Origin of the sequence: Klebsiella sp. HMSC16A12 (assembly GCF_001808265.1) — a bacterium.
Classification (GTDB): Bacteria; Pseudomonadota; Gammaproteobacteria; order Enterobacterales; family Enterobacteriaceae; genus Klebsiella; species Klebsiella pneumoniae.
Genome location: NZ_KV792608.1, coordinates 1 through 23,750, shown reverse-complemented (window position 1 = coordinate 23,750; position 23,750 = coordinate 1). Strand labels below are relative to the sequence as shown.

21 protein-coding genes are annotated in these 23,750 nt (G+C 49.2%); 6 read left to right on the top strand and 15 right to left on the bottom strand.

Annotation, left to right across the window (positions count from 1 at the left end):
* Positions 1-250: 250 nt before the first annotated feature.
* From HMPREF3140_RS12260 to pcoA, 7 genes are all read right to left on the bottom strand, one after another.
* Positions 251-685, bottom strand: coding sequence for a hypothetical protein (locus HMPREF3140_RS12260; protein WP_016151366.1), 435 nt, complete (start codon positions 683-685; stop codon positions 251-253).
* Between the two features lie 215 nt (positions 686-900).
* Positions 901-2,301, bottom strand: a complete 1,401-nt coding sequence (gene pcoS / locus HMPREF3140_RS12255) for a copper resistance membrane spanning protein PcoS (RefSeq protein ID WP_002436614.1) — start codon at positions 2,299-2,301, stop codon at positions 901-903.
* Positions 2,298-2,978, bottom strand: a complete 681-nt coding sequence (pcoR, locus tag HMPREF3140_RS12250; RefSeq protein WP_001188930.1) for a copper response regulator transcription factor PcoR — start codon at positions 2,976-2,978, stop codon at positions 2,298-2,300. Before pcoR ends, pcoS begins: the two co-directional genes overlap by 4 nt.
* 54 nt (positions 2,979-3,032) lie before the next feature.
* Positions 3,033-3,911 (bottom strand): copper resistance inner membrane protein PcoD, encoded by an 879-nt coding sequence (pcoD, locus tag HMPREF3140_RS12245; protein ID WP_080821469.1) that lies wholly within the window; start codon positions 3,909-3,911, stop codon positions 3,033-3,035.
* A gap of 55 nt (positions 3,912-3,966) precedes the next feature.
* A complete protein-coding gene (pcoC, locus tag HMPREF3140_RS12240) occupies positions 3,967-4,347 on the bottom strand; it encodes a copper resistance system metallochaperone PcoC (protein WP_000025662.1) in 381 nt (126 codons plus the stop codon).
* 39 nt (positions 4,348-4,386) lie between these two features.
* Positions 4,387-5,277, bottom strand: a complete 891-nt coding sequence (pcoB, locus tag HMPREF3140_RS12235) for a copper resistance outer membrane transporter PcoB (protein WP_001378118.1) — start codon at positions 5,275-5,277, stop codon at positions 4,387-4,389.
* A 5-nt stretch (positions 5,278-5,282) separates the two neighbouring features.
* On the bottom strand, positions 5,283-7,100 hold the full coding sequence (gene pcoA / locus HMPREF3140_RS12230) for a multicopper oxidase PcoA (RefSeq protein WP_070552999.1): 1,818 nt from the start codon (positions 7,098-7,100) through the stop codon (positions 5,283-5,285).
* A 233-nt stretch (positions 7,101-7,333) separates the two neighbouring features.
* Between pcoA and HMPREF3140_RS12225 the strand changes: the two genes are divergently transcribed.
* Positions 7,334-7,783 carry a copper resistance protein gene (locus HMPREF3140_RS12225; protein WP_001023257.1) on the top strand — a complete coding sequence of 150 codons (450 nt, stop codon included), beginning with the start codon at positions 7,334-7,336 and terminating at the stop codon, positions 7,781-7,783.
* A 288-nt stretch (positions 7,784-8,071) separates the two neighbouring features.
* Positions 8,072-8,809: a peptidoglycan DD-metalloendopeptidase family protein gene (locus HMPREF3140_RS12220; protein ID WP_000287501.1), complete on the top strand. Its 738-nt coding sequence runs from the start codon at positions 8,072-8,074 to the stop codon at positions 8,807-8,809.
* Positions 8,810-8,842: 33 nt separating this feature from the next.
* Here the strand turns inward: HMPREF3140_RS12220 and HMPREF3140_RS12215 are convergent, their stop codons facing one another.
* From HMPREF3140_RS12215 to silC, 7 genes are all read right to left on the bottom strand, one after another.
* Positions 8,843-9,040: a DUF2933 domain-containing protein gene (locus HMPREF3140_RS12215; protein WP_000843497.1), complete on the bottom strand. Its 198-nt coding sequence runs from the start codon at positions 9,038-9,040 to the stop codon at positions 8,843-8,845.
* 40 nt (positions 9,041-9,080) lie between these two features.
* The gene (gene silP, locus HMPREF3140_RS12210; RefSeq protein WP_032435696.1) at positions 9,081-11,528 is read right to left on the bottom strand and encodes an Ag(+)-translocating P-type ATPase SilP; all 2,448 of its coding nucleotides are present in this window, start codon (positions 11,526-11,528) and stop codon (positions 9,081-9,083) included.
* 126 nt (positions 11,529-11,654) lie between these two features.
* A complete protein-coding gene (locus HMPREF3140_RS12205) occupies positions 11,655-12,095 on the bottom strand; it encodes a DUF411 domain-containing protein (RefSeq protein ID WP_070552998.1) in 441 nt (146 codons plus the stop codon).
* Positions 12,096-12,181: 86 nt separating this feature from the next.
* On the bottom strand, positions 12,182-15,328 hold the full coding sequence (gene silA, locus HMPREF3140_RS12200; protein WP_032435697.1) for a Cu(+)/Ag(+) efflux RND transporter permease subunit SilA: 3,147 nt from the start codon (positions 15,326-15,328) through the stop codon (positions 12,182-12,184).
* Between the two features lie 10 nt (positions 15,329-15,338).
* A complete protein-coding gene (gene silB, locus HMPREF3140_RS12195; protein WP_004098959.1) occupies positions 15,339-16,631 on the bottom strand; it encodes a Cu(+)/Ag(+) efflux RND transporter periplasmic adaptor subunit SilB in 1,293 nt (430 codons plus the stop codon).
* Positions 16,632-16,744: 113 nt separating this feature from the next.
* Positions 16,745-17,098 (bottom strand): cation efflux system protein CusF, encoded by a 354-nt coding sequence (cusF, locus tag HMPREF3140_RS12190; RefSeq protein ID WP_004098961.1) that lies wholly within the window; start codon positions 17,096-17,098, stop codon positions 16,745-16,747.
* Between the two features lie 28 nt (positions 17,099-17,126).
* Positions 17,127-18,512: a Cu(+)/Ag(+) efflux RND transporter outer membrane channel SilC gene (gene silC, locus HMPREF3140_RS12185; protein ID WP_032435699.1), complete on the bottom strand. Its 1,386-nt coding sequence runs from the start codon at positions 18,510-18,512 to the stop codon at positions 17,127-17,129.
* Between the two features lie 189 nt (positions 18,513-18,701).
* Here silC and silR point away from each other — a divergent pair, with 189 nt between their 5' ends.
* The 4 genes from silR to HMPREF3140_RS12165 all read left to right on the top strand — a co-directional run bounded on the left by silR (position 18,702) and on the right by HMPREF3140_RS12165 (position 22,026).
* A complete protein-coding gene (gene silR, locus HMPREF3140_RS12180) occupies positions 18,702-19,382 on the top strand; it encodes a copper/silver response regulator transcription factor SilR (protein ID WP_070552997.1) in 681 nt (226 codons plus the stop codon).
* Complete coding sequence (silS, locus tag HMPREF3140_RS12175) at positions 19,375-20,850, top strand: copper/silver sensor histidine kinase SilS (protein ID WP_000555737.1); 1,476 nt, start codon at positions 19,375-19,377, stop codon at positions 20,848-20,850. The genes silR and silS overlap by 8 nt, the downstream gene beginning before the upstream one ends.
* A 250-nt stretch (positions 20,851-21,100) precedes the next feature.
* The gene (gene silE, locus HMPREF3140_RS12170) at positions 21,101-21,532 is read left to right on the top strand and encodes a silver-binding protein SilE (RefSeq protein ID WP_000790483.1); all 432 of its coding nucleotides are present in this window, start codon (positions 21,101-21,103) and stop codon (positions 21,530-21,532) included.
* Between the two features lie 143 nt (positions 21,533-21,675).
* Positions 21,676-22,026, top strand: coding sequence for a CopM family metallochaperone (locus tag HMPREF3140_RS12165; RefSeq protein ID WP_032435702.1), 351 nt, complete (start codon positions 21,676-21,678; stop codon positions 22,024-22,026).
* A 386-nt stretch (positions 22,027-22,412) separates the two neighbouring features.
* On the opposite strand, the gene HMPREF3140_RS12160 is transcribed toward HMPREF3140_RS12165, so the two are convergent.
* Positions 22,413-23,321, bottom strand: coding sequence for an HNH endonuclease (locus HMPREF3140_RS12160; RefSeq protein WP_001372261.1), 909 nt, complete (start codon positions 23,319-23,321; stop codon positions 22,413-22,415).
* Between the last annotated feature and the right edge of the window lie 429 nt (positions 23,322-23,750).

Sequence of the window (23,750 nt, the reverse complement as noted above, 5' to 3'; positions counted from 1 at the left end):
AACAAAGTGGCCGAACTGCTGCCATGGAACGTAGATCTCACCAATAAATAGCCGTCAATACGGCGCTCACTTAACGCTTACGTTCACCTGAGGTGTTTTTGTAGTTATCTGGCGTTACGTGACAGTGTTGGTCAGATACTTCCACCTCTTCAGAGTTAAAGTTTGATATATGGGAAAAAAACGCTCCCGGACGGGAGCGTAAGCCAGTGACTTCGGCGTCAAATGAGGGTCTGACAAGTGGAGCTGCGGGTTAATTCTGGGTGATCTGGCTGCGATGCTTTTCAGCCTGCTGCTGATGAATAACGGAAGATAGACCATTATTCGCCTTCTCATGCACAACAGCGGCTTTCTCATGCTCGTTCATTTCGGAAAATGGCTTAGCAGTTTCTTGGGTGTTCTCAGGTTTGGATTTCATCATTTTTTTATGCATTTCAGCCATGTCCTGATGGGCAGCAGAATTGCCGTTTTGCATCATTTCATGGGACATTGCGGCCTGATCGTGACCGCTCATATCCATCATTTTCATGCTCTCCCCCTGAACTGCACTTTTTTCAGCGGATGATTGCATCTGATGGGCAGGCGCCTGGGCATTATTTACCTGGTCATGCATGTTCATTGTCTCTGCAGCCCAGGCAGATGAAGCGACAGCCATCATGGCAATAAAGGATACAAGGATCTTTTTCATGGTTGGGTCTCCGGTGTTTTCATACCCGAACAATCAATGCTTATAACAGAGAAAGCATTTGATCTCAGGGCTGGTTGATCATCACGCCAGGAACCGGGCGATTGAATTATCACGCTGTCCTGATTTATGGCTGATTATAAAAAACCGCCTCTGTTTATCGCGTGACTGAACGATGACATTTTTGTCACCTTCCGGGTTTCTCCTGAATAACGGTATTAATCCATTAACAGACGCACACTGAACACAATTTCCCGCCCCTGCTGTTCTGCTGACAGCTCGCCGCCGTGAGCATGAATGATCGACCTTGTAATTGATAATCCCAGCCCCGCGCCTTCCGTGTTGTAGAACCTTGATGAGTCTGCGCGATAGAACCGGTCAAACAAACGTTCCAGATTAGCGGGAACCTGGCCGGACATCGTATTCGTAATCATCACGTTCACACAGTCACTGTCACGCTCAAGGTGTATCGCTGTACAGGTGTTATCGGGAGAATACTTGATTGCATTGGAAAGCAGGTTACTGAAAGCACGTCGGAGCATATCGCTGTCTCCGGCAACAACGCCCTCTCCTTCAACCGTGATTGTCTTTCCTGTTTCGTCTGCCAGGGGCTCGAACAACTCACGTAATTCATTCAGTTCGGCTGCCAGATCCACATCATGTTTATCCAGCCGCAGCAGACCATGCTCTGAACGTGCCAGAAAAAGCATGTCACTGGTCATTCGTGACAACCTTTTCAGTTCTTCCAGGTTAGCGAATAAAATTTCGCGGTAATGCGAAACATCCCTTTCCTTAGCCAGTGCAAACTGCGTCTGCATCATCAGATTACTGACTGGTGTGCGCAGCTCATGCGCGATGTCAGACGAGAAATCTGACAGTTTCCGGAATGCCCCCTCCAGGCGATCAAACATATTATTGAACTCCTGCATGGTCTCAGAGATTTCCGGCGGAGCCAGATCGGGATTTAGACGCTGATCCAGGCTGTGTACGGTCATGGAGGAAGCCAGACTGGTCATTTCCCGTAGCGGTTTCAGACCAATACGTGTGGTCAGCCAGCCCAGAAAAACAGAAATAAAGACCAGACCGATATTGAACCAGAACAGCCAGGTACTGAGTTTGTCCATAAACAGGGTGTGATACCCAGTATCCGTGGCAACCGTAATGATGACATGTTTGCTTTTACCCTGTTCCGGCGTCACGGCAACCCGCCGCGAGATACTGCGGTACACGGTGTTATTTTCTTCCGTCTGGATCATATAGTCGAGAATATCACCCGACTTATTAAGCAGGACCGCTGGAACAACAGAATTTTTGGCATAGAGTTCAACAATTTTTTCATTTTCCATGTTTTTTATAGAAATGAATAAGCCATTGTGCCCCACCATCGCATCGTTTATTTTTTCTGATAATGACTTAATATCCGTTTTGTTCCTGAACGTCTCTGTTTTAAGAAACTCTTCGGTGAGCTGAAGTTTACCTGTCAGAAAATCGCGGTCCTGATTATCGAAATAGCCATTCAGGGTGCTAATCAGGATAAAACTTGATAACCACCATACCGTAAGCATCACCGCAGAAAAAATCAGGCTCAGGCGTGTGGTCAGGGAAATTTTGAACCTCACTCTTCTCTGATCTCCAGGACATATCCGGCACCGCGAACGGTATGGATCAGTTTTGGCTCAAAGTCATCATCAATTTTACTTCTCAGACGTCTCACGGCGACATCAATCACATTCGTATCACTGTCAAAATTCATGTTCCAGACCAGGGACGAGATAAGACTCCTGGGTAACACTTCTCCGGTGCGTTGCAGCAGCAACTCAAGCAGAACGTATTCTTTACCGGTGAGATGGATCTTCTTCCCCGAACGGATCACGGTCCGGCGCACCATATCAACGGTCATATCGGCGATGGTGCAGACTGTTGCGGCCTGCGAGCGTGCCCGGCGCAGTAGGGTTCTTACACGTGCAACCAGCTCCGTAAAATCAAAGGGCTTAATCAGGTAGTCATCTGCGCCAAGCTCCAGTCCTTTCACTTTGTCCCGCACGTTGTCCTTTGCGGTTAAAAACAGGACCGGTTCTTCGTGCCCGGACTCCCTCAGTGCGCTGATGATTTGCCACCCGTCGAGGAAAGGCAGCATCACGTCCAGTATTATCAAATCATACTGTCCCTTCGACGCGGCCCCGAGACCATCGCGGCCATTATTAAAGAGATCGGCCTGATAGCCTTCCTCAACCAGTCCCTGCTGCAGGTAACGACCTGTTTTTTGTTCGTCTTCAACGATTAAAATACGCTGCATGGTCAACTCGCTGATATGAAAGTAAAAATCTCACGCATAAGCTTTGGCTGTCCCCTAGCTGATCTGAGACGGAGCAAGCATTCCAAGCCACGCTACGGCGCCCAGAATGATAATCGCAACAACGAATTCTGTCAGGATGCTGTTTCGCATCAGGGCAACGCTGCGATCATAATTCCCTTCCCTGACCATAACTTCAAGCCGGGGACCCAGGTGAAACCGGTTTGCTGCAGCCAGAAGAAGCATCAGAACAAACAGAGCCGTCTTGGCAAGCAATATCCTCCCCCAGGAACTGTTGAATAAGGGAGTTAAGTTACCCTCAGCAATATACAGATAGTTGACCAGCGCACTCAGGATCAGGGCTACAACAATCACCGTTCCTGCCGTGGCAAATTTTGCCAGGGAGTCAGATATCACAATGACGCTCTGTGCATTATGCTCGTTTCTGCGCATCAGCAGGATAGCAAATGCAACCAGAGCACCTGTCCAGGCACCTGCAGCGCCGAGATGGGTCAGATCGCTCAGTAAATGGAGATAGTAATGCAGACCGTCATGCATAACGGCGTGTCCTCCCCAGGCAAGTGTAGCCAGCGCCACGCCCCCACTCATCGTCATCAGCAGGCAGGACAATACTCTCTTATTAGTGTAAAGGAACAAAGCACCGAGTGTGGTAAACAGGGCACAGAGCCTGACAATCCAGCTAATACCCACATCAGTTTCTTCTATCACCATCTCGATAACATGGATGGATAATTCTCTGAGGTCAGTTACTCCACTCATGGCATTAGATACCAGGAGCATATTAATGCCAGTAAGAATGATGCCTGTAACAACAGCAAAGGTTATAAACGACCTGAAATTAGTCAGGTTATAGGTTTCATGTCTGACACCGCTTATTCCATATATCTGAAAAAATGGCAATCCAAATATTACCATCAAATCCAGATAAAGAAGAAAACGAATAACAATCATAATCAGGTCGTTCATAATATTACTTCACTGTAAAGGTGTAATTACCGGTAATAGGGTGCGTATCTGAAGAAACCGCGCGCCAGTCAACACGATAAGTGCCAGCGGGTAAAGGCTCTCGCGGAATAATGACCATCGATTTAGGGTCAGCGCCTGGCGCCACTTTTGCCGCGACCGGCATCGGAGAATGTGATGACATGCCTTTCATACCCGTCATCGTTAATTTTGCACCTGAGAATTTCACGGTCAGATTTTCCGAGAAATTAAGCTGAATCTTTTCCGGGGCCGCTACGGCTGAATCAGCCTGTGGCACAGAGCTTTTTAATTCCGGATGGGCCATAGCAGAGAAAGCAACGCCCATAACGAGGCCACCTGTAAGAATGGCTTTATTTAAAATCGACATTTTATTTACCTGTTTAGTTGAGTGTTTTATATCAGTGCGTTAAAACCAGATTCTGGCTCCCGCCAGGAATACTACCTGATGGTCTTTCTCACCTTCTCTTTTCGCCATATCGGATGTTTTCCCGTAAAGTTGATTCCAGGAAACGCCTATATAGGGTGCAAACTCACGGCGTATTTCATAGCGCAGCCGGAGCCCCAGCTCTGTGTCAGTCAGTCCCCTGCCGCGACCCCGCGATTCATCATCCTGACTGTAGAAATTCACCTCATAGGATGGCTGGAGTATGAGCCGGTTAGTCAGTAAAACGTCGTATTCTCCTCCCAGACGAAGGGCTGCTTTTCCGCCATTACTGACAAAACCCGTAATTTCAGACTCAAAATTATAGAGTGCCAGCCCCTGAAAACCGACAGCAGCCCAGGTCCGGGCAGAAGCAGGTCTGAAATCCTGCCTGACACCCGCAACCAAATCCCACCATGGGCCAACCGCATGTCCCCAGAGTAACTGCGCTTCAGCCGCCTCCGTTTCCCCATTGCTTCGTTCACCTTCACTCTTTAGCCAAATCCGATCTGTGTCGCCTCCAATCCAGCTGTTAACACTCCAGCTGAAATTGTTGGTGTTATCCGACCGTTGCCATTCCAGTTGATCCAGCAGAACCAGATAATTAATCGCACTGTCGTGAATCGCATGCCCCTGTAAATTGCCGAATGCAGCCTTCCGGTCGGCATCGGTAACAGGCGGAATTGGCGTTCTGCTCTCAGTTACAATGGGCTCCATTGACGTCATCTCAGTGAAATTCTCATCTGCTGGCATCTGCATGGCAGACATGTCGTGCCCGGCGTGGGGATCTGCAGAGACGGAGCCCGCCGCAATAGAAAGCTGTGAGGTAAACAAACCGGCGACCAGAACAGGTATGGCCTTCAAATTTCTCTTCATTCGCATCATTCCTCCACCCGGACTTCACGAAACATTCCCATTTCCATGTGATAGAGCAAATGGCAGTGATACGCCCAGCTACCAAGCGCATCTGCTGTCACTCTGTAACTGCGTTTTGTACCAGGGGGAACATCTATTGTGTGTTTACGAACCATGAAATTACCGTTTTCATCTTCCAGATCGCTCCACATACCATGCAGGTGAATGGGGTGAGTCATCATGGTATCGTTGATCAGCGTGATCCTGAGCCGCTCACCGTATTTCAGCAGCACCGGTGCGGCATCTGAAAACTTGATTCCGTTAAATGACCAGGCAAACTTTTCCATGTGGCCGGTTAAATGCAGTTCTATGGTACGGCCAGGTTCACGTCCGTCAGGATCCTCAAAGCGGCTTTTCAAATCCGCGTACGTGAGAACCTTTCTTCCGTTATTTCGAAGACCAATACCCGGATCATTTAATTTCGGAGAGACGCTCATCGCCTGCATATCAACCAGTGGGTTATCCGTTTCTGACGCAGGATGACTTTGCATACCCGGCATTCCGGCCATCCGGGAATGATCCATACCGGCCATGCTGCTGTGATCCATGGGCGCGGAGGATGTCCCGCTATCCGGAAGGTCAGCACCGTCCATAGACATCATCTCTCCGCTGTTATCCATGCCTCCCATCTGGCTGTGGTCCATTCCTGCCATATCATGTCCCATTCCCCCCATACCCATATCTTCCATGGTCAACAGAGGACGGGGATCGAGGGGGGGAACGGCAGCACTTAACCCCTCTCTCGTGGCCAGTGTCCCTCGAGCGTAACCGGTCCTGTCCATGGATTGTGCGAAGATGGTATAGGCCTCACCCTGAGGCTCCACAATGACATCATAGGTTTCGGCAACGGCAATCCTGAATTCGTCAACGGTAACCGGGTTTACATACTGGCCATCTGCAGCCACGACCGTCATTTTCAGCCCGGGGATACGGATATCGAAATAGGTCATTGCCGAGCCGTTGATAAACCGTAAGCGTATCTTTTCACCGGGACGGAACAGTCCGGTCCAGTTTTTCAGCGGGGCCTGCCCGTTCATGAGATAGGTGTAGGTGTAGCCACTGACATCCGCGAGGTCAGTCGGATTCATTTTCATTTCAGCCCACATTTTCCGATCGGCAATGGTGGCTGACAGCCCCCTGGTATTCACGTCGCGGAAAAAAGAGCCAACGGTTGGTTTATTGAAATTGTAGTAATCCGACTGTTTTTTTAATTTTTTCAGCAGGCTGTGAGGATTTTCATCGGTCCAGTCAGACAACATGACCACATGCTCACGATCGTAAGCAAACGGTTCTGGCTCCCTGGCATCGATGATAATGGCACCGTATACCCCCTCCTGTTCCTGCAGACCGGAATGGCTGTGGTACCAGTAAGTCCCGTTCTGCTTAACCTTAAAGGTGTAAACGTAGGTATCATCAGGCTCTATGCCCATAAAACTCAGCCCCGGAACACCATCCATATTGGCCGGAAGAATAATGCCGTGCCAGTGAATGGACGTCTGTTCATTAAGACGGTTTTTGACCTTCAGGGTAATGGTGTCACCTTCTTTCCAGCGAAGAACGGGCCCCGGCAGGCCTCCATTGATTGTTTTGGCCTGACGCTCACTGCCCGTGATATTGACGGCCGTTTCACCAATGGTCAGGTCAAACTGAGTACCCTGCAGGGATGCGGCAACTGGCAGGCTCAGACTGGAACGCGCATTGAAACTCCATACGCCAAGACTTCCGGCTACGCCAGAGAGGGTTAACCCCTTCAGGAAAGTTCGTCGAGACGTTTTCAACAGCATGCGCATTCCCTTATTTAAAGTATGGTTACTGACAGAATTCGAGAACCGATTTAAATTAAATTACTGGTTCATCCACTTACAATGAAATGAATCTAGCACACCTTAAGAAACAAATTCATTACAATCGTGTAATGTACGTGGCTGTATTACATTTACGTCATCTTCCCCACAGGTTGATTTTTTTATATATGATCATAAGGACATCTTTTATGTACCTCAGAAGGTAATTACACATGAATATATTAATCACGACCACTGCGTTTACAGCTTTATTTTGTGGGGCAGCTTTTGCTCAGTCCAGTGATATTGCCCATGAAGCACATCGATTTGTTAATAATGCCTCAGCCGTCAGTCATGTGAACTCCTCGACGCATGAAAACTTACCGGACAGGGTTAATAAAAACAACACGCCCTCATTCTCTGAAATGAATGAACATGAAAGGGCCATTGTTGCTCATTCATTTATGAACAACAGCGCGTCCTATGCGCATCAGAAAATGATTGAGGAACATAAAAAAATGCTGTCCGGCAGTGATGCAAATTCAAAGACCTCGTCTTCTTCTTTTAACGAACTGAATGCCGGAGAAAAAGCCGCTCTCGTGCATGAGCAGGTCAATAATGCCGGTGCGGAAGCACATCAGACGCAGGCAAGAAAGCTTCGCGGGCTGTATTCGACCAGGTAACTGCAGGCGGGTTAGTGCTTAGCGTCAGGTGCGCAGCAGGGCTTTACTGACGGGTTACGTAGCAGGACATGAGCCCCATATTGCTCTGCCGTAACCTGTTTCAGTCCCGTTAATCATCACCGTCGGGCTGGTCATACAGTTCCCAGAGCTTCAGGAGCAAACGGGAAACAAGATATGTTACAAAAATGACGACCATCAACGGTGCTCCCGATTAACTGACAGATGACACGCCTCCTGAAAACCCCTAGCATACGCCGCAGTGTTCATGCTAACGGCGAATTCCAGTAAATGTATTCTACCGATGTCGTAAAAGAAAATGCCTACCTTTCAGCCACCCGCTCGGGGCTGGAATCGAACGAGATCGCTACTCTTCAGCGCTCCTTGCCTTCCCGGTTTAATCTGCGGCATTTGAAAAAAAATGAATCATTAAAACTCGTACTGCAAAAGAAAGCGGGAAAATCACGTGTCGTGGCCTATAAATTTACGTCCGGTTCATTTAATTACACGGCGTATCGTATATCAGATAAAAAGTTCTATAACCTTTCCGATACTTCCGGGAAAGGCAGTCTCGATTATCCGTTACCGGCCACAGCAAGACTCAGTTCGCCTTTCAATCCTGCAAGACTTAACCCGGTATCGGGAAAAGTGAGTCCCCATAATGGCATTGATTATTCCATGCCCATGAACACGAAAATAGTCAGCGTCATCGACGGAAAAATCACCCGGGCCGAATACAACAGCACCATGGGATATTTTGTTGAAGTAACAGGAAAAGCCGGTGTTAAAACTCGCTATCTCCACCTCAATAAAATACTCGTTACTAAAGGGGCCAGGGTTACCCGGGGAGGCGCTATTGCGTTATCCGGTAACAGCGGACGTTCATCCGGTCCTCATCTGCATTACGAGCTGGTCATCAATAACAATCCTGTTAACTCACTGGCGTTCCGGGCAGCGGCACCCGCTGATAACAAACTTGAACAGCATGCCTTTGCGCATGCCAGAGACTACGAACGATACCTGGACTGATAACGGGGCCGCGACGCGGCCCCGTCTGCCGGATTAATTTTTTTTATCGTTTTCACTTCCTTGATGTTGATGATCTCCATGCCCTCCGTGGCCGTGGAAAAGATGCATTAGCGGGCAGACCAGCAATAACAGATATGGCCAGTAACCTGCCACATGTGACCAGTGTTCGCGCAGGAGGGCAAATGCCGCGATCGCGGCGACAGCAATAAGCGCATAGGTGGTACTTTTCATACTGGACTCCTTCTGTTCGTAACAGCCCCTTCACTCAGTGTTATTTCCCGAGCCTGACACTTTTCAGACGCAACGCATTCACAATGACGCTGACGGAGGAAAGAGCCATGGCCGCCGCCGCAATAACTGGCGACAGCAGTATTCCATACACAGGATAAAGCAGGCCTGCAGCCACAGGCACGCCAAGTGCGTTGTAGATAAATGCAAAAAACAGATTCTGTCGGATATTTTTCATGGTGATTTCTGACAGATGACGGGCCCTGTTCAGTATCATCAAGTCGCCTTTGAGAAGGGTGACTCCGGCACTTTCAATTGCCACATCTGTACCCGTTCCCATGGCTATTCCCACGTCAGCCGCTGCCAGCGCCGGGGCATCATTCACACCGTCTCCGGCCATCGCAACCACATGGCCAGACGCTTTCAGTCGGGTTATCACTGCTTTTTTGCCATCCGGCAGAATCCCGGCTTCAACCTCATCTATTCCCAGTTTCCGTGCGACTGCTTCAGCGGTAAGCTGGTTATCCCCGGTGAGCATAACGATGCGGATCCCCGCCTGACGCAAAGCTTTAAGCGCATCCGGCGTGGTTGCTTTCACGGGATCCGAGATAGCTATCAGGCCTGCAAGGTGCCCGTCTGTGGCCACATAGATAACGGTAGCACCTTCCATCCGCAACGTATCCGCAACGGCCTTTTGATTATCAATAACGATACTGTTTTCCTGCATAGCCAGTTCATTACCAATAACAACCCGTTGACCTTCGACATCGCCTGAGACACCTTTACCCGACGGCGCATTGAAATGAGTGACTGCGGGTATTGCGATCCCCTTTTCCTGTGCTGCTTTAACTACTGCCATACCCAGCGGATGCTGCGAGCCTTTTTCCACTGCGGCCGTTACACGCAAAAGAGATGTTTCCCCACCCGGATTGAGACTGATAATCCCTGTCACCGTCGGCGAACCTTCCGTGAGCGTGCCTGTTTTGTCGACAACCAGCGTGTCCACTTTTTCAAGACGCTCAAGGGCTTCGGCATTCTTGATTAACACCCCGGCCTGGGCTCCTTTGCCCACCCCCACCATTATCGACATCGGCGTGGCCAGCCCCAGCGCGCAGGGACAGGCAATAATCAGGACCGACACAGCCGCAATGAGACCGTGCGCCATCCTGGGCTCGGGCCCCCAGACAGACCAGATCATGAAAGCAACAACCGCGATAAGTATCACCAGAGGAACAAACCAGCCTGAAACGCTGTCAGCCATTCTCTGGATGGGGGCCCGCGAACGCTGTGCATCAGCGACCATCTGAACAATTCGTGAGAGCATCGTTTCATCACCGACTTTCTCTGCACGGATGATAAGACTACCTGTCTGATTAATGGTCCCCCCGATGACAGGGTCACCCTCCGTTTTGGTAACAGGCATAGATTCCCCGGTCACCATCGATTCATCAACGGTTGTTTTGCCTTCGACCACGATACCGTCGACCGGAATACTCTCTCCAGGTCTGATGCGGAGCTTATCGCCAGGCAGGACATCTTCCGCATTAATATCCGTTTCATGACCGTCATGATCCAGCCGTCTGGCGGTTTTGGGGGCAAGGTTCAGAAGCGCAGTAATGGCGCCTGAGGTTTGTTCCCGTGCCCGCAGCTCAAGAACCTGTCCCAGCAGAACAAGCACCGTAATAACTGCTGCGGCTTCAAAATAAACGGCCACCAGGCCATCCATGTTTCTGAACGATGCAGGAAACCAGGAGGGGAAGACGGTTGCAATGACGCTGTAAACCCAGGCTACGCCGGTCCCCATTGCAACAAGGGTAAACATATTCAGGGAGCGGTTACGTAACGACATTCCGGCCCGGGCGAAGAATGGCCAGCCACACCACAACACGACAGGGGAGGCCAGAAGCAACTGCAGCCATGTGTTGTACTGTGGCGGTACTGTATTCCTCAAGTCGGGAAACAGATGAGATCCCATTTCGAGTACCAGAACCGGAAACGCCAGCAACAACCCCAGCCAGAAGCGTCTTGTCATGTCGTGAAGTTCATCACTCGGCCCCGTGGATGCCGTAGCTACGAGCGGCTCCAGTGCCATTCCACAGACAGGACAGCTTCCGGGACCACTGCGGCGTATCTCCGGGTGCATCGGACATGTCCACACACCTTCAGAATTCTCTTTTTCCGCCTGGTTGTGAGGCTGTTTTATCTGATCAGGGCTGACTTCGTGATGATCGTGGTGATGGTGATGGGAATGTTCACTGGCATCTTCGGTAAGATAACGATCGGGATGGGCTTTAAATTTACTCTCACAGCTGGCGGAGCAGAAATAAAGTTGGTGGTCCTGGTATCGAATGCTGCTGTGCGCCCTGTCGGGCAGGATGGCCATCCCGCGCACGGGATCTCTCACCTTATGCAATACGTGGCCCTCGTCCGGGGATAATGTCTGCTCAGAAGCAGTCTGGTTGTTGTGTTGCACTGCATTGTCATTTTTCACAGTAACTCTCCTTATGCATACCGAAGCATCTTCTGTCTTCAGGGTATGTCATGGATGCGATTACCACGAATATCGCCGGCACAGGAGTGCCTGCTACCGGCGTCCCGTTATCAGCCGTTCCGCTGACTATTCGATTCGCTGGAAGACTTTTTTACTTCCATCCGGTGAGAATGCGATAACATCGTAAGCCTCTTTTCGGGCTCCCATCTCCATTCCAGGACTTCCTGCTGGCATACCGGGGGTGGCGAGACCGTATATACCCGAACCAGACTGCATTGCCTTATGTATCGTTGTCGCAGGCACATGGCCTTCAATGATCAAATTACCGGCAACCGCGGTATGACAACTTCGTAGTCCTGCAGGAATAGCATGCTTTTCTTTCAGGGCTGACAGCGCCTGATCATTCATGACGTGAGTTCGTACTTCAAACCCGTCTTTTTCCATCGCTTTGCCCCACAGGGAACAACAGCCACAGTTTTCAGATTTGTACATATCAATCACTTTTCCACTCGCCATCGCGGGTAGTGAAAGGCCGAGAGCCAGCGCCATTAGAACCACTTTTTTCATACTCACCTCTGTATATTATCGATATAAACCCTGACGTCAGGGTGAATCAGTAAAGAAGGACACCCACAGGGGGTGCCCTTTCAGGTTCAGGACACGCTTTTTTTATGTCTGCGCAGCCAGATTAATTTGTAGGCGGCAGGAATAATGAACAGGGACAGCAGCGGAGCCGTGATCATCCCACCAATCATGGGTGCCGCAATACGGCTCATGACTTCTGAACCTGCGCCGGTTCCCCAGAGTATTGGCAGCAGACCCGCAATGATCACCGCCACGGTCATGGCTTTCGGCCGGACACGCAGTACGGCACCATGATAGAGGGCTTCATCAAGACCTTCCGGTGTGAACGTCTCTTTACGGGACAATTCCGGGTGCGCTTCAATGGCATGACGCAGATACATCAGCATGACCACGCCAAACTCTGCTGCCACCCCGGCCAGGGCGATAAACCCGGTTCCGGTCGCCACTGACATATGGAAGCCCTGCCAGTACAGGAACCATATTCCGCCAACCAGGGCGAACGGCAGGCTCATCAGGATCAGCAGGGCTTCGTCAACCCGGCGGAATGCCAGATACAACAGGATGAAAATGATCATCACCGTCATCGGCACCATCAGCTTCAGTTTCTTGTTGGCATGCTCAAGCAGTTCAAACTGTCCGGAGAATGCCACACTGGTTCCCGGTCTCAGTTTCACTTTCTCGCTGATGGCCGTCTTAATGTCGTTAACCACCGACACCATGTCCCTGCCGCGGGCATCAACATAAATCCAGCTGGCTGGCCGGGCATTTTCGGTTTTCAGCATGGTTGGTCCAGAAACGACGTTAATATCCGCGACATCGCCCAGCGTGATCTGCTGCTTCATCGGGGTCAGGATCGGCATCTGTTTCAGCGCCTGCGGACTGTTCCGGTAATCCTGCGGGTAGCGAATGTTAATAGGGTACCGGGCCACCCCTTCAACCGTCTCACCCACCATAGCACCTCCGATTGCTGAAGAGACGAACAGCTGGACATCACCTACCGTCATCCCGTAGCGGGAGGCTTTCTCCCGGTTGATATCGATATCGATGTAGCGCCCGCCCTCAAGTCGCTCAGCCAGGACAGACACCACGCCAGGCACGGTTTTGGCTACCGCCTCGATACTCTGCGCCGTCGCGTCGATATCGGACAGAACAGTCCCGGACACTTTGATACCTATCGGGCTTTTGATCCCGGTTGAGAGCATATCAATACGGTTACGGATAGGCGGCACCCAGAGGTTTGCCAGACCCGGTAAACGGACTGTCCTGTCGAGTTCATCAATAATCTTGTCAATTGTCATGCCGGGACGCCACTGATCCTCAGGTTTGAGCTGGATCGTGGTTTCCACCATTTCGAGCGGCGCGGAATCCGTTGCGGTCTCTGCTTTACCGGTCTTGCCAAATACAGAAGCCACTTCAGGAACGCTTTTGATTAACTTGTCTGTTGTCTGCAGGAGCGCTGCAGCTTCTGCCGGAGAGACGCCAGGCAAGGTCGACGGCATATACAGCAGATCGCCCTCGTTAATCTTCGGCAGAAATTCACCGCCCACCTGACTCAGTGGCCAGATAACCGTGAAAATGGACAAGGCCGCAACCAGCAGGGTTGTTTTTGGCCAGTGGAGGACCCGCAGCAGCAAAGGATGATACGCTTTGATCAGCACCCGGTTCAGGGGGTTACTGGTCTCGGCAGGAATTTTCCCCCGGATCCAGAATCCCATCAGAATAGGAATGACGATGATGGCCAGTGCGGCCGCTCCCGCCATGGAGTACGTTTTCGTGAATGCCAGCGGGCCAAACAGACGACCTTCCTGCCCTTCCAGGGTAAAGATAGGAATAAAGGACAGGGTGATGATCAGCAGGCTAATGAACAACGCGGGTCCCACTTCCACGGAGGCGTCGGTAATCACCTTCCAGCGGGTGGCGTTGTCAATCTGCTCACCCGGATGCTGATGATCCCACTCCTCAAGCCGTTTGTGCGCATTTTCAATCATCACAATGGCGGCATCCACCATCGCACCGACGGCAATCGCTATCCCTCCCAGCGACATGATATTGGCGTTCAGTCCCTGGAAGTGCATGACGATAAAGGCGATACACAGGCCAAGCGGCAGAGAGATAATCGCCACCAGGGCAGAACGTACGTGCCACAGGAACAGAGCACAGACGATGGCCACCACGATAAACTCTTCCAGAAGTTTGGAACTGAGGTTATCAATCGCCCGGTCGATTAACTGGCTGCGATCGTAGGTGGTCACGATTTCAACGCCTTCCGGCAGGCTGGCCTTCAGCGTCTCCAGTTTATCCCTCACTGCCGTGATAACGTCGCGCGCATTTTTACCCGACCGCAGGATCACCACGCCGCCAGCGACTTCTCCCTGGCCGTTCAGCTCGGCAATACCACGCCTCATTTCGGGCCCGGTCTGCACGCGGGCAACATCCCGCAGATAAACCGGCACGCCGTTCTCACCTGTTTTCAGGACGATGTTATTAAAATCATCAATGCTCTGAAGATAACCGCTGGCACGGACCATATACTCCGCTTCGGCCATTTCAACGGATGAGCCACCGGCCTCCTGGTTAGACGATTCAAGTGCCTGTTTCACTTCGGGCAGGCTGATACCGTACTGGGACAGTTTTACCGGATTGACCTGAATCTGGTACTGTTTCACCACGCCGCCAACCGAAGCGACCTCAGCCACGTTCGGGATGGTTTTCAGCTCAAATTTCAGGAACCAGTCCTGCAGAGAGCGCAGTTCTGAAAGGTCGTGTTTTCCGTTGCGATCGACAAGGGCATATTCAAAAATCCAGCCCACACCCGTGGCATCAGGACCGATTTCAGAACTCACACCGGCAGGCAGTTTTCCCTGAACCTGATTCAGATATTCCAGCACGCGGGAACGGGCCCAGTACAGATCGGTGCCGTCTTCAAAAATGACATACACATACGAATCCCCGAACTGTGAAAAACCACGCACGGTTTTTGCGCCAGGTACGGACAGCATGGTGGTGGTAAGTAGATAGGTGACCTGGTTTTCTACAATCTGCGGGGCCTGGCCGGGATAGCTGGTTTTGATAATGACCTGCACATCTGACAGGTCAGGCAAGGCATCGACCGGCGTGTTAATAATCGTCCATGTACCCCAGATGCTGAGAAACAGGGCCCCCATCATGACCAGGAAACGGTTGGCGACAGAGCGCCGGATAATCCATTCAATCATCGTCGTCTCCTCAGTGCCCTGAATGCATATTTACAGGCTGGTCAGACATTGCTGGCATACTGCTTTCTGTTTTTTCAGGGTGGCGCATACGTTCCAGCGCGCCCGTAATATTGGCTTCGGAGTCAATGAGGAACAGGCCACTGACCACCACGGTATCGCCTTCATTCAGGCCGGAACCGATGCCGGACTGTTGCTGTGATTCATGCAGAACGTGGATCTGTTTCGGCACAAACTTGCCTTCATCATCAACAGTAATCACGCGCTGTTCTTTGCCGGTATCGATAACGGCCTGGCTTGGTATCAGCAGCATCTCCTGGCTCTTGGTATTCAGTTTCAGATAGGCATTCATGCCCGGCTTGAGAAACTCATCCTTATTAGAAACCTGGAGACGGACCTGAAGCGTACGGGTTGTCTGATCCACGCTGGGAAGAATGTTCCATTTTTCGACATGGAATGTTTTATCCGGATAAGCCGGTACCGAAATTTCAAACTGCGACGTATCTTTCAGCAGATATGCGATAGATTCTGGCACTGCAGCGCTGATCCAGACCGGGTCCATCCCCTGAATCTGAGCCACTACTTTATCTTTCGAAATATTCATGCCGGTGCGCAGGTCAAACGCAGTAATGACACCATCAATAGGTGCTTTAATGGTAAAACGGGTCTGGATTGTGCGGGTTGAACGCAGCCTTTGAATATCCTCTTCCGGCATACCAGCCAGACGAAGTCGCTCCAGAACCCCTTTTATCTGGGTTGACGTACCGCCTGTACCGGATAACAGCAGGAACTCACTTTGTGCCTCAACCCATTCAGGAATGGTGATATCGATAAGCGGAGTGCCTTTCTTCACATGATCGCCAATCGTCAGGGGATACACTTTTTCGACGAAACCGTCAGAGCGCGCCTGCACAATGACAAACTGATACTCGTTGTAACTGACATTAGCCGGGATTGTCTGAGAATAATTCAGCATTCCTCGCGTGACTTTTTGCGTTTTTAATCCCAGATTCTGAACCTGCGTTGGATCGATACGGATCCCGCCACTGCTTTTATCGCCGCTTTCATCAGCATATTTTGGCACCAGGTCCATATCCATAAAGGGAGATTTTCCGGGTTTATCAAATTTGGTATCCGGTTTCATCGGGTCATACCAGAAAAGTACCTTTCGCTCGGGTGCCTTTTGTTCGGTTTGTACTGTTTTTTGTGATGAGTTTACATACTGCCAGGCAGTAACCGATATCAGCCCTCCTGCTATGAGGCTGCTGATAATTATTGCAGCATATTTTATCTTTAAAGAAGCCATACAATTTCTCGCTGAAAAATCAAAACACCTGGCATATGCGGCCGATCATTCATTCACAGTAATCCCTTAATGAATGTTCAGACGCACTGGATGTATTCGCTCCGGACAGTCAATCAGGATTGCGTAACGTTAATGCTTTTGAGTAAGGAGATATTGCCCTGCTGAATAAACGAGAAATCGACATGGTTGCCGGTTTTCAGGGCATTGATAGCGTCGTCTGCATTAACAAAAGTGAAGCGCATGGTCATTGCAGGCCAGCCCACCGCAGGGATTGCTTCGTGCGAAATGGTGATCTTTTTACTATTCATATCAATTTCTTTAACGATACCGGTGCCCTTGATAACCTGCTGTACCGAAGCATCACTGGCAGCATTCATATCGCCATGCTGATGTGTTTCAGCATGAAGACCGGCAGAAAACATGACAGAGAAGGCACCAAATAAAACGGCTTTAAGTGAATTACGCATTTTTAATTTCCTGATTAATTGAATAAATTTACTCTACCCAACCGCCACCCAGCGCGGTAAACAGATTAATTTCGTTAACCTGTCGGGAATAGGTAAGATCGAGAATGGTTTGCTGCGTCGCGAAGAGGGAACGTTCTGCATCCAGCACTTCGATGTAACTGACAGCACCACTTGCATACAATCCTCTGGCACGCTGTAGAGTTATCTGTAGTGAATCAAGATAACGCTGCTGTGACTCAAGTTGCTGGCTAAGGCTGTCGCGCAGCGCAAGCGTGTCGGAAACATCCTTAAAGGCTGACTGAATTTTTTGTTCGTAATTAACCACCGACTGTTGCTGGCGAATTTCAGCCAGCTTCAGATTGGCTTTGTTCCTGCCAGCATTAAATATAGGAATTTCAATTTTAGGAATAAAATTCCACATTCCACTTCCTGACGTAAAGAGGCTGGACAGCTCCGTACTGCTTGAGGAGAGACCACTGGTCAGGGTAATTGACGGGAAAAAAGCCGCTCGCGCTGCGCCAATATTGGCATCAGCCGCTTTCAACTGGTATTCCGCTTCCATAATATCCGGACGCTGCAGCAATATTTGTGACGACAGATTTGGTGGCAATTTTACTGGTGCGATCTCCCCACCTTTCATCCCTTTTTCTGACGGAACTGCGCGGTACGTTCCAAGCACCAGTTGCAGGGCATTGTTTGCCTGAGCCAGATCGCCTTCTCGTTTGGCTATTTCGGCGCGGGTACTTTCGATTTGTCCTCTCGCCTGTTCAAGTGCCAGAACGTTCGTACTCCCGGTCACGAGCTGTTGCTCAACGAAAGCATAGGACTGTTCATAATTTTTCAGCGTTTCCCGCGCAATACGGAGTTGTTCGTACGCCAGTTGCTGGCTGAAATAGCTCTGTGAAACGTTGGAGACCAGCAGGATGTGTACGGCCCGACGGGCTTCTTCGCTGGCAAAGTAGTTCTGGCGGTCAGCATCACTCATGTTCTTAAGTTTGCCGAAAAAATCGAGCTCATAGCTGAGCTCCAGTCTCGCGTCGTACTCCTGTGTGGTCGGCTTGTCACCTTTCAGACCACCGTTGTATGTTATCCCGGATGAGGCATTCAGCTGGGGATAACGATCTGCATCCGTGACGTTGAACTGGGCTCGGGCCTCTTCAACCTTCAGGGCAGCCATTCTCAAATCACGGTTATTAGTCAGAGCTTCACCGATCAACCGGGTAACCTGGGGATCGACAAAAAAGTTACGCCAGCCCGTATCCTGATAGCCATTTACCGCTGGCGTCAGGCTGTTATGGGACAGTGAAAACTGCTGGGGTACCGGTGCTGCGGGCCGCTGATATTCAGGCGCAAGCGACACGCAGCCTGCCAGGATGAATATCGTGCTAATGCTGAGTAATTTTAATTTGAACATAACGCTTCTCGTCCAGGCAGACCTGGTAAATGGTTCAAATGAAGTCCAGAGTATTGATAGGGGTACTTTACCTAACGCTCTCTGTTTGCCGGGTGACAGGATAATGACAATGTTGTCATTTTTGCTGTAATCCGTTGATAACGATCGTGGGCGCAATAGAATGACATTAGCAGCCAGCCGGGGAGCAAGATGAAAATATTGATCGTCGAAGACGAAATTAAAACAGGTGAATATCTCAGCAAAGGGCTTACAGAGGCAGGGTTCGTAGTGGATCACCCTGATAATGGTCTTACCGGATATCATCTCGCCATGACAGCCGAGTATGATTTAGTCATTCTGGATATCATGCTACCTGATGTGAACGGCTGGGATATCATCCGCATGCTGCGCACTGCCGGAAAGGGTATGCCGGTCTTACTGCTGACAGCCCTCGGCACGATCGAACATAGGGTCAAAGGACTGGAACTGGGTGCGGACGATTATCTGGTTAAACCCTTTGCGTTTGCCGAACTGCTCGCCCGGGTGAGAACCCTTCTGAGGCGGGGAAACACGATGATCACGGAAAGCCAGTTTAAGGTGGCTGACCTCTCGATTGATCTCGTATCCAGAAAAGTCAGTCGCGCCGGAAACCGCATTGTGCTCACCAGTAAAGAGTTCAGCCTGCTGGAATTCTTCATTCGCCATCAGGGAGAGGTTCTTCCCCGCTCCCTGATTGCCTCTCAGGTCTGGGACATGAATTTTGACAGCGACACTAATGCGATCGATGTCGCAGTAAAGCGACTCCGCGCTAAAATAGACAACGATTACGGGACAAAGCTGATCCAGACAGTCCGGGGCGTGGGCTACATGCTGGAGGTCCCGGATGCATAGCAAACCTTCCAGACGCCCTTTCTCACTCGCTCTGCGGCTGACCTTTTTTATCAGCCTGTCCACGATACTGGCTTTTATCGCCTTCACCTGGTTTATGCTGCATTCTGTTGAAAATCATTTTGCCGAGCAGGATGTCAGCGATCTTCAACAAATCAGCACCACACTGAACCGTATACTGCAGTCCCCGGTGGATCCGGATGATAAAAAAATAAGCAAAATAAAGGAATCAATTGCCAGCTACCGCAACGTTGCCCTTTTGCTCCTCAATCCCAGGGGTGAAGTGCTCTTTAGCTCAGCTCAGGGGGCGGCACTACGCCCGGCAGTGAATTCAGCAGATTTTAGCGAGCACAGCCGCGCACGGGATGTCTTTCTCTGGACGGTGGAGGATCCTGCGGGACCGATGGATACCGGGTCCGAAATGAAGATGGAAACATACAGGATTATCGCCTCCTCTGGTCAGGCGATATTTCAGGGCAAACAGCAGAACTATGTCATGCTGACTGGCCTATCCATTAATTTCCATCTCCATTACCTCGATGCGCTGAAAAAGAACCTGATTGCGATTGCCGTCGTGATAAGCCTGTTGATTGTTCTGATCATTCGAATCGCTGTCCGTCAGGGGCACCTGCCCCTTCGTAATGTCAGCAATGCCATTAAAAACATCACCTCCGAGAATCTTGATGCGCGACTGGAACCGACACGCGTTCCCATTGAGCTGGAGCAACTGGTTATCTCGTTCAATCATATGATTGGAAAGATTGAGGATGTCTTTACCCGCCAGGCCAATTTCTCTGCCGATATCGCGCATGAGATCAGAACGCCCATCACCAATCTGGTGACGCAGACTGAAATCGCACTGAGTCAGGATCGAACACAGAGGGAACTTGAGGATGTCCTCTATTCCAGTCTTGAAGAGTATAACCGGATGACCAAAATGGTCAGCGATATGCTGTTCCTGGCACAGGCAGATAATAATCAGCTGATACCTGACAGGGTCATGTTTGACCTCAGAGCGGAAGTCATGAAAGTCTTCGAGTTTTTCGAAGCCTGGGCCGAAGAACGCAATATCACGCTCAAATTTAACGGGATGCCCTGCCTGGTTGAGGGAGATCCACAAATGTTCAGAAGGGCGATCAATAATCTGTTATCCAATGCCCTGCGTTATACCCCGGAGGGACAGGCAATCACCGTCTCAATAAGAGAGCAGGAGAGCTTTTTTGACCTTGTGATTGAAAATCCGGGGAAACCGATCCCTGAAGAACATTTATCAAGGCTGTTTGACCGTTTTTATCGGGTGGATCCATCCAGACAACGAAAAGGAGAAGGCAGCGGCATCGGCCTTGCGATTGTGAAGTCAATCGTGGAAGCACATCACGGAAGAGTGCAGGTGGAATCAGACGTACGCTCCACGCGTTTTATCTTATCCGTGCCCAGACTGGAGAAAATGATCCCGGAAACCCAATGCTGAAAATAAAGATGTAAATGACAAAGATGTCATTAGCCTGTCATGCAGCAAACAGAAGCCATTCGATATAATTAGTGCAACTTATCAGGAAGGCTGGATTGCTTCATCAATACCCGGCGTCAGAGTACGCCAGGAAATGAATATCCAGCCCTCTTCCGGAGAAATAAACGCTGCCGAACTTGTTTCAGTTATGGAACTGAAAACACCGGTTGTACTTCCCCGGACATCACTAATTCAGAAATGGAGAGTTATCATGAAAAATATCGTATTAGCATCTTTGCTGGGCTTTGGTTTAATTTCATCGGCCTGGGCCACTGAAACCGTGAATATCCATGATCGCGTCAACAATGCACAGGCTCCTGCTCACCAGATGCAGTCTGCTGCGGCTCCTGTCGGGATCCAGGGGACTGCTCCTCGTATGACCGGTATGGACCAGCATGAACAGGCCATTATTGCTCATGAGACCATGACGAACGGCTCGGCGGATGCGCACCAGAAAATGGTGGAAAGTCATCAGAAGATGATGGGAAATAACACGGTATCCACGACCGTCCCGTCAACGTCTTACGCGGCGATGAATGAGCATGAAAGAGCAGCGGTTGCCCATGAATTCATGAATAACGGGCAATCCGGCCCACATCAGGCCATGGCCGAAGCGCACCGCCGCATGATCAATGCAGGCTGAATGCGACGGTAGTATCCGTGCTGTTACCTTTTCCCTGATAGATTTTCCTGAAACAACGTTGCTACATTTTTGCCCCCCGTCAGGGGGCTTTTTTGTCTGACTCAGCTACACTTAACCGGTACCTGTCTGAAAGGAATTATTATATGAAAATCAAAAACACCCTTTTTGTAATATTAATGTTATCCCTGCCAGCCATTTCTGCTGAACATTCGGAAATGAAAATGTCAGATATGCACTCATCGGCATCATCACAGGAATATATGGCTGGCATGAAAAATATGCATGAAAAAATGAAGGCCGCCGTTAATGAATCCAATCCCGATAAGGCCTTTGCAAAAGGTATGATCGCACACCATGAAGGGGCAATCGCAATGGCTGAGACCGAGCTCAAATACGGAAAAGATCCCGAAATGAGAAAGCTTGCGCAGGACATCATTAAAGCTCAAAAAGGTGAAATTGAGCAGATGAATAAATGGCTTGACAGTCATAAATAATGAACACTGGAGTGTTGTCTTGCGCACCCTCTTAGGGTACCCCCGGACACGAAAATATATAGCACTTAACTAATTAAAAACCCGAATAATTTCGGGTTTTTAATGTAACTTTCTTTTCTGAACGGAAATAATAGTCATACAATTTAATTTTCTTGTAATTACTCCTACTTTTAATCAGGTACTGGACGATGGATAACGACTCCCGCCTGAGAGGGAAAATCCGTCTGGTTACCTGGCGCTATACTTAACCGATTGATCGACATGCCATGCTGGTAAAATATTAAAATCCTCCCCCATAAATCTGAACCACATGACAGGATTGATAGTCAGGCAGTATTTCACATTCATTGCTAAAAAATAAAAATAAGCATGCATCTTCTCGAAGATTAATTACCTTCCATCTTGTAAAAAAGAATCAAATCCTCTAATAATATCTCGATTCCCGCTTTTTTTAATACATCTTTCCGCTCGGCATATATTTTCCTCAACATATCTTCAAACCCCTTGCCAAGATGAATTTGTTTATGGCAGTTGCAACATAGTGATATGATATTCTCTTCCACATCCAGTGAATTCTCAAAATAGTCTTGCTTTGACATCGGGACAATGTGATGAGGTTCTGTGTAATTTAGAGGAGAGTTTCGCCTTCTGAACGTTGGATGGTCGCAATTAATTTCACATTTATAATCAGCTTTGTTAAGCGCATTTTTTGAAACAGATTTACTTCTTGGGTATGAGAGTCCATTTTTGACTTCTATTGCAGCTTTCTTAGGTTTCGCTTTTTCGCTATACTCAAATGTCTGAGTAACGTCAAAGTGATTACTTTCTTCTAGAGCAGTGATCAAATCATTATCTGAGTAAAAATCAATGCTTGAGCTTTCGTTCGTACTAAAAAAATCTAGTTCTTTTATTGCCTGAACAAGTTCTTCACGGATAGTCCATAAATTTCGCTTTGGGTTTCCTTTAATTTCTCTACTTTTCATGACTGTAATGAATTTTGTCCCGGAAGCAATCTTTCCGACTCCTTTAACCTCGAATCGGCCAAGCTGCTTCTGAACTCTTCCACCCAACCCATTGATTACACCATTAGCACTCATACTGTGCAGGTCGTACTTCTTGCCGATATCGAAACATGTACAGGAATGGTCTGGCTCAATGAACCATTTTTTTAACGCTGCAATACTTTTGTCATCAAAAACTTTTTTATCCCTTAATAAAATCTTCCATTCTTCAACGCTAATATCTATATCACAGACGTATTCACCATCAATTACTTCACATATTTTTTCAATCATGTCCATAACTCTCTTGTAACACAGGCTTTGTAATAATGTAAAATCCGTTACACGGCGTTGTATGTAATGTCATTGTCTCTTGGACTCCTACAGTCCAAAACAACTTTGTGTTTTGTTGTCCAAAAACTTTTTGTTGCCGTGAGTTCTCACTGAGATAAATCTCGCCTTGAGCGTATCACATCAGCAGACTTCCTCTCAACCTTATGGACTTAACCCGGTCATTCTTCACGACAAAGAAAGTACGGCATTTTACATGACGAAGAGACGGTCTCAGCTTCACATGACCGGATAACGTTTTTAATGTACTTCATTATTACGGCACGGGTGTTCAACGAGTATTTTTAAATATTAATCATTTTGTTTAACGGGTGGATACCTACAAATTTTAACATTTACTAGGCTTTGTTGAATAAATCAGATTTCGGGTAA

Bases quoted from the DNA above. Each gene is read 5' to 3' on its own strand.
- HMPREF3140_RS12260 (WP_016151366.1), bottom strand. From the start codon at position 685: ATGAAAAAGATCCTTGTATCCTTTATTGCCATGATGGCTGTCGCTTCA.
- pcoR (WP_001188930.1), bottom strand. From the start codon at position 2,978: ATGCAGCGTATTTTAATCGTTGAAGACGAACAAAAAACAGGTCGTTAC.
- pcoD (WP_080821469.1), bottom strand. From the start codon at position 3,911: ATGGTAATATTTGGATTGCCATTTTTTCAGATATATGGAATAAGCGGT.
- pcoC (WP_000025662.1), bottom strand. From the start codon at position 4,347: ATGTCGATTTTAAATAAAGCCATTCTTACAGGTGGCCTCGTTATGGGC.
- pcoB (WP_001378118.1), bottom strand. From the start codon at position 5,277: ATGAAGAGAAATTTGAAGGCCATACCTGTTCTGGTCGCCGGTTTGTTT.
- pcoA (WP_070552999.1), bottom strand. From the start codon at position 7,100: ATGCTGTTGAAAACGTCTCGACGAACTTTCCTGAAGGGGTTAACCCTC.
- HMPREF3140_RS12225 (WP_001023257.1), top strand. From the start codon at position 7,334: ATGAATATATTAATCACGACCACTGCGTTTACAGCTTTATTTTGTGGG.
- HMPREF3140_RS12220 (WP_000287501.1), top strand. From the start codon at position 8,072: ATGTATTCTACCGATGTCGTAAAAGAAAATGCCTACCTTTCAGCCACC.
- HMPREF3140_RS12215 (WP_000843497.1), bottom strand. From the start codon at position 9,040: ATGAAAAGTACCACCTATGCGCTTATTGCTGTCGCCGCGATCGCGGCA.
- HMPREF3140_RS12205 (WP_070552998.1), bottom strand. From the start codon at position 12,095: ATGAAAAAAGTGGTTCTAATGGCGCTGGCTCTCGGCCTTTCACTACCC.
- silA (WP_032435697.1), bottom strand. From the start codon at position 15,328: ATGATTGAATGGATTATCCGGCGCTCTGTCGCCAACCGTTTCCTGGTC.
- silB (WP_004098959.1), bottom strand. From the start codon at position 16,631: ATGGCTTCTTTAAAGATAAAATATGCTGCAATAATTATCAGCAGCCTC.
- cusF (WP_004098961.1), bottom strand. From the start codon at position 17,098: ATGCGTAATTCACTTAAAGCCGTTTTATTTGGTGCCTTCTCTGTCATG.
- silC (WP_032435699.1), bottom strand. From the start codon at position 18,512: ATGTTCAAATTAAAATTACTCAGCATTAGCACGATATTCATCCTGGCA.
- silR (WP_070552997.1), top strand. From the start codon at position 18,702: ATGAAAATATTGATCGTCGAAGACGAAATTAAAACAGGTGAATATCTC.
- silS (WP_000555737.1), top strand. From the start codon at position 19,375: ATGCATAGCAAACCTTCCAGACGCCCTTTCTCACTCGCTCTGCGGCTG.
- silE (WP_000790483.1), top strand. From the start codon at position 21,101: ATGAAAAATATCGTATTAGCATCTTTGCTGGGCTTTGGTTTAATTTCA.
- HMPREF3140_RS12165 (WP_032435702.1), top strand. From the start codon at position 21,676: ATGAAAATCAAAAACACCCTTTTTGTAATATTAATGTTATCCCTGCCA.
- HMPREF3140_RS12160 (WP_001372261.1), bottom strand. From the start codon at position 23,321: ATGATTGAAAAAATATGTGAAGTAATTGATGGTGAATACGTCTGTGAT.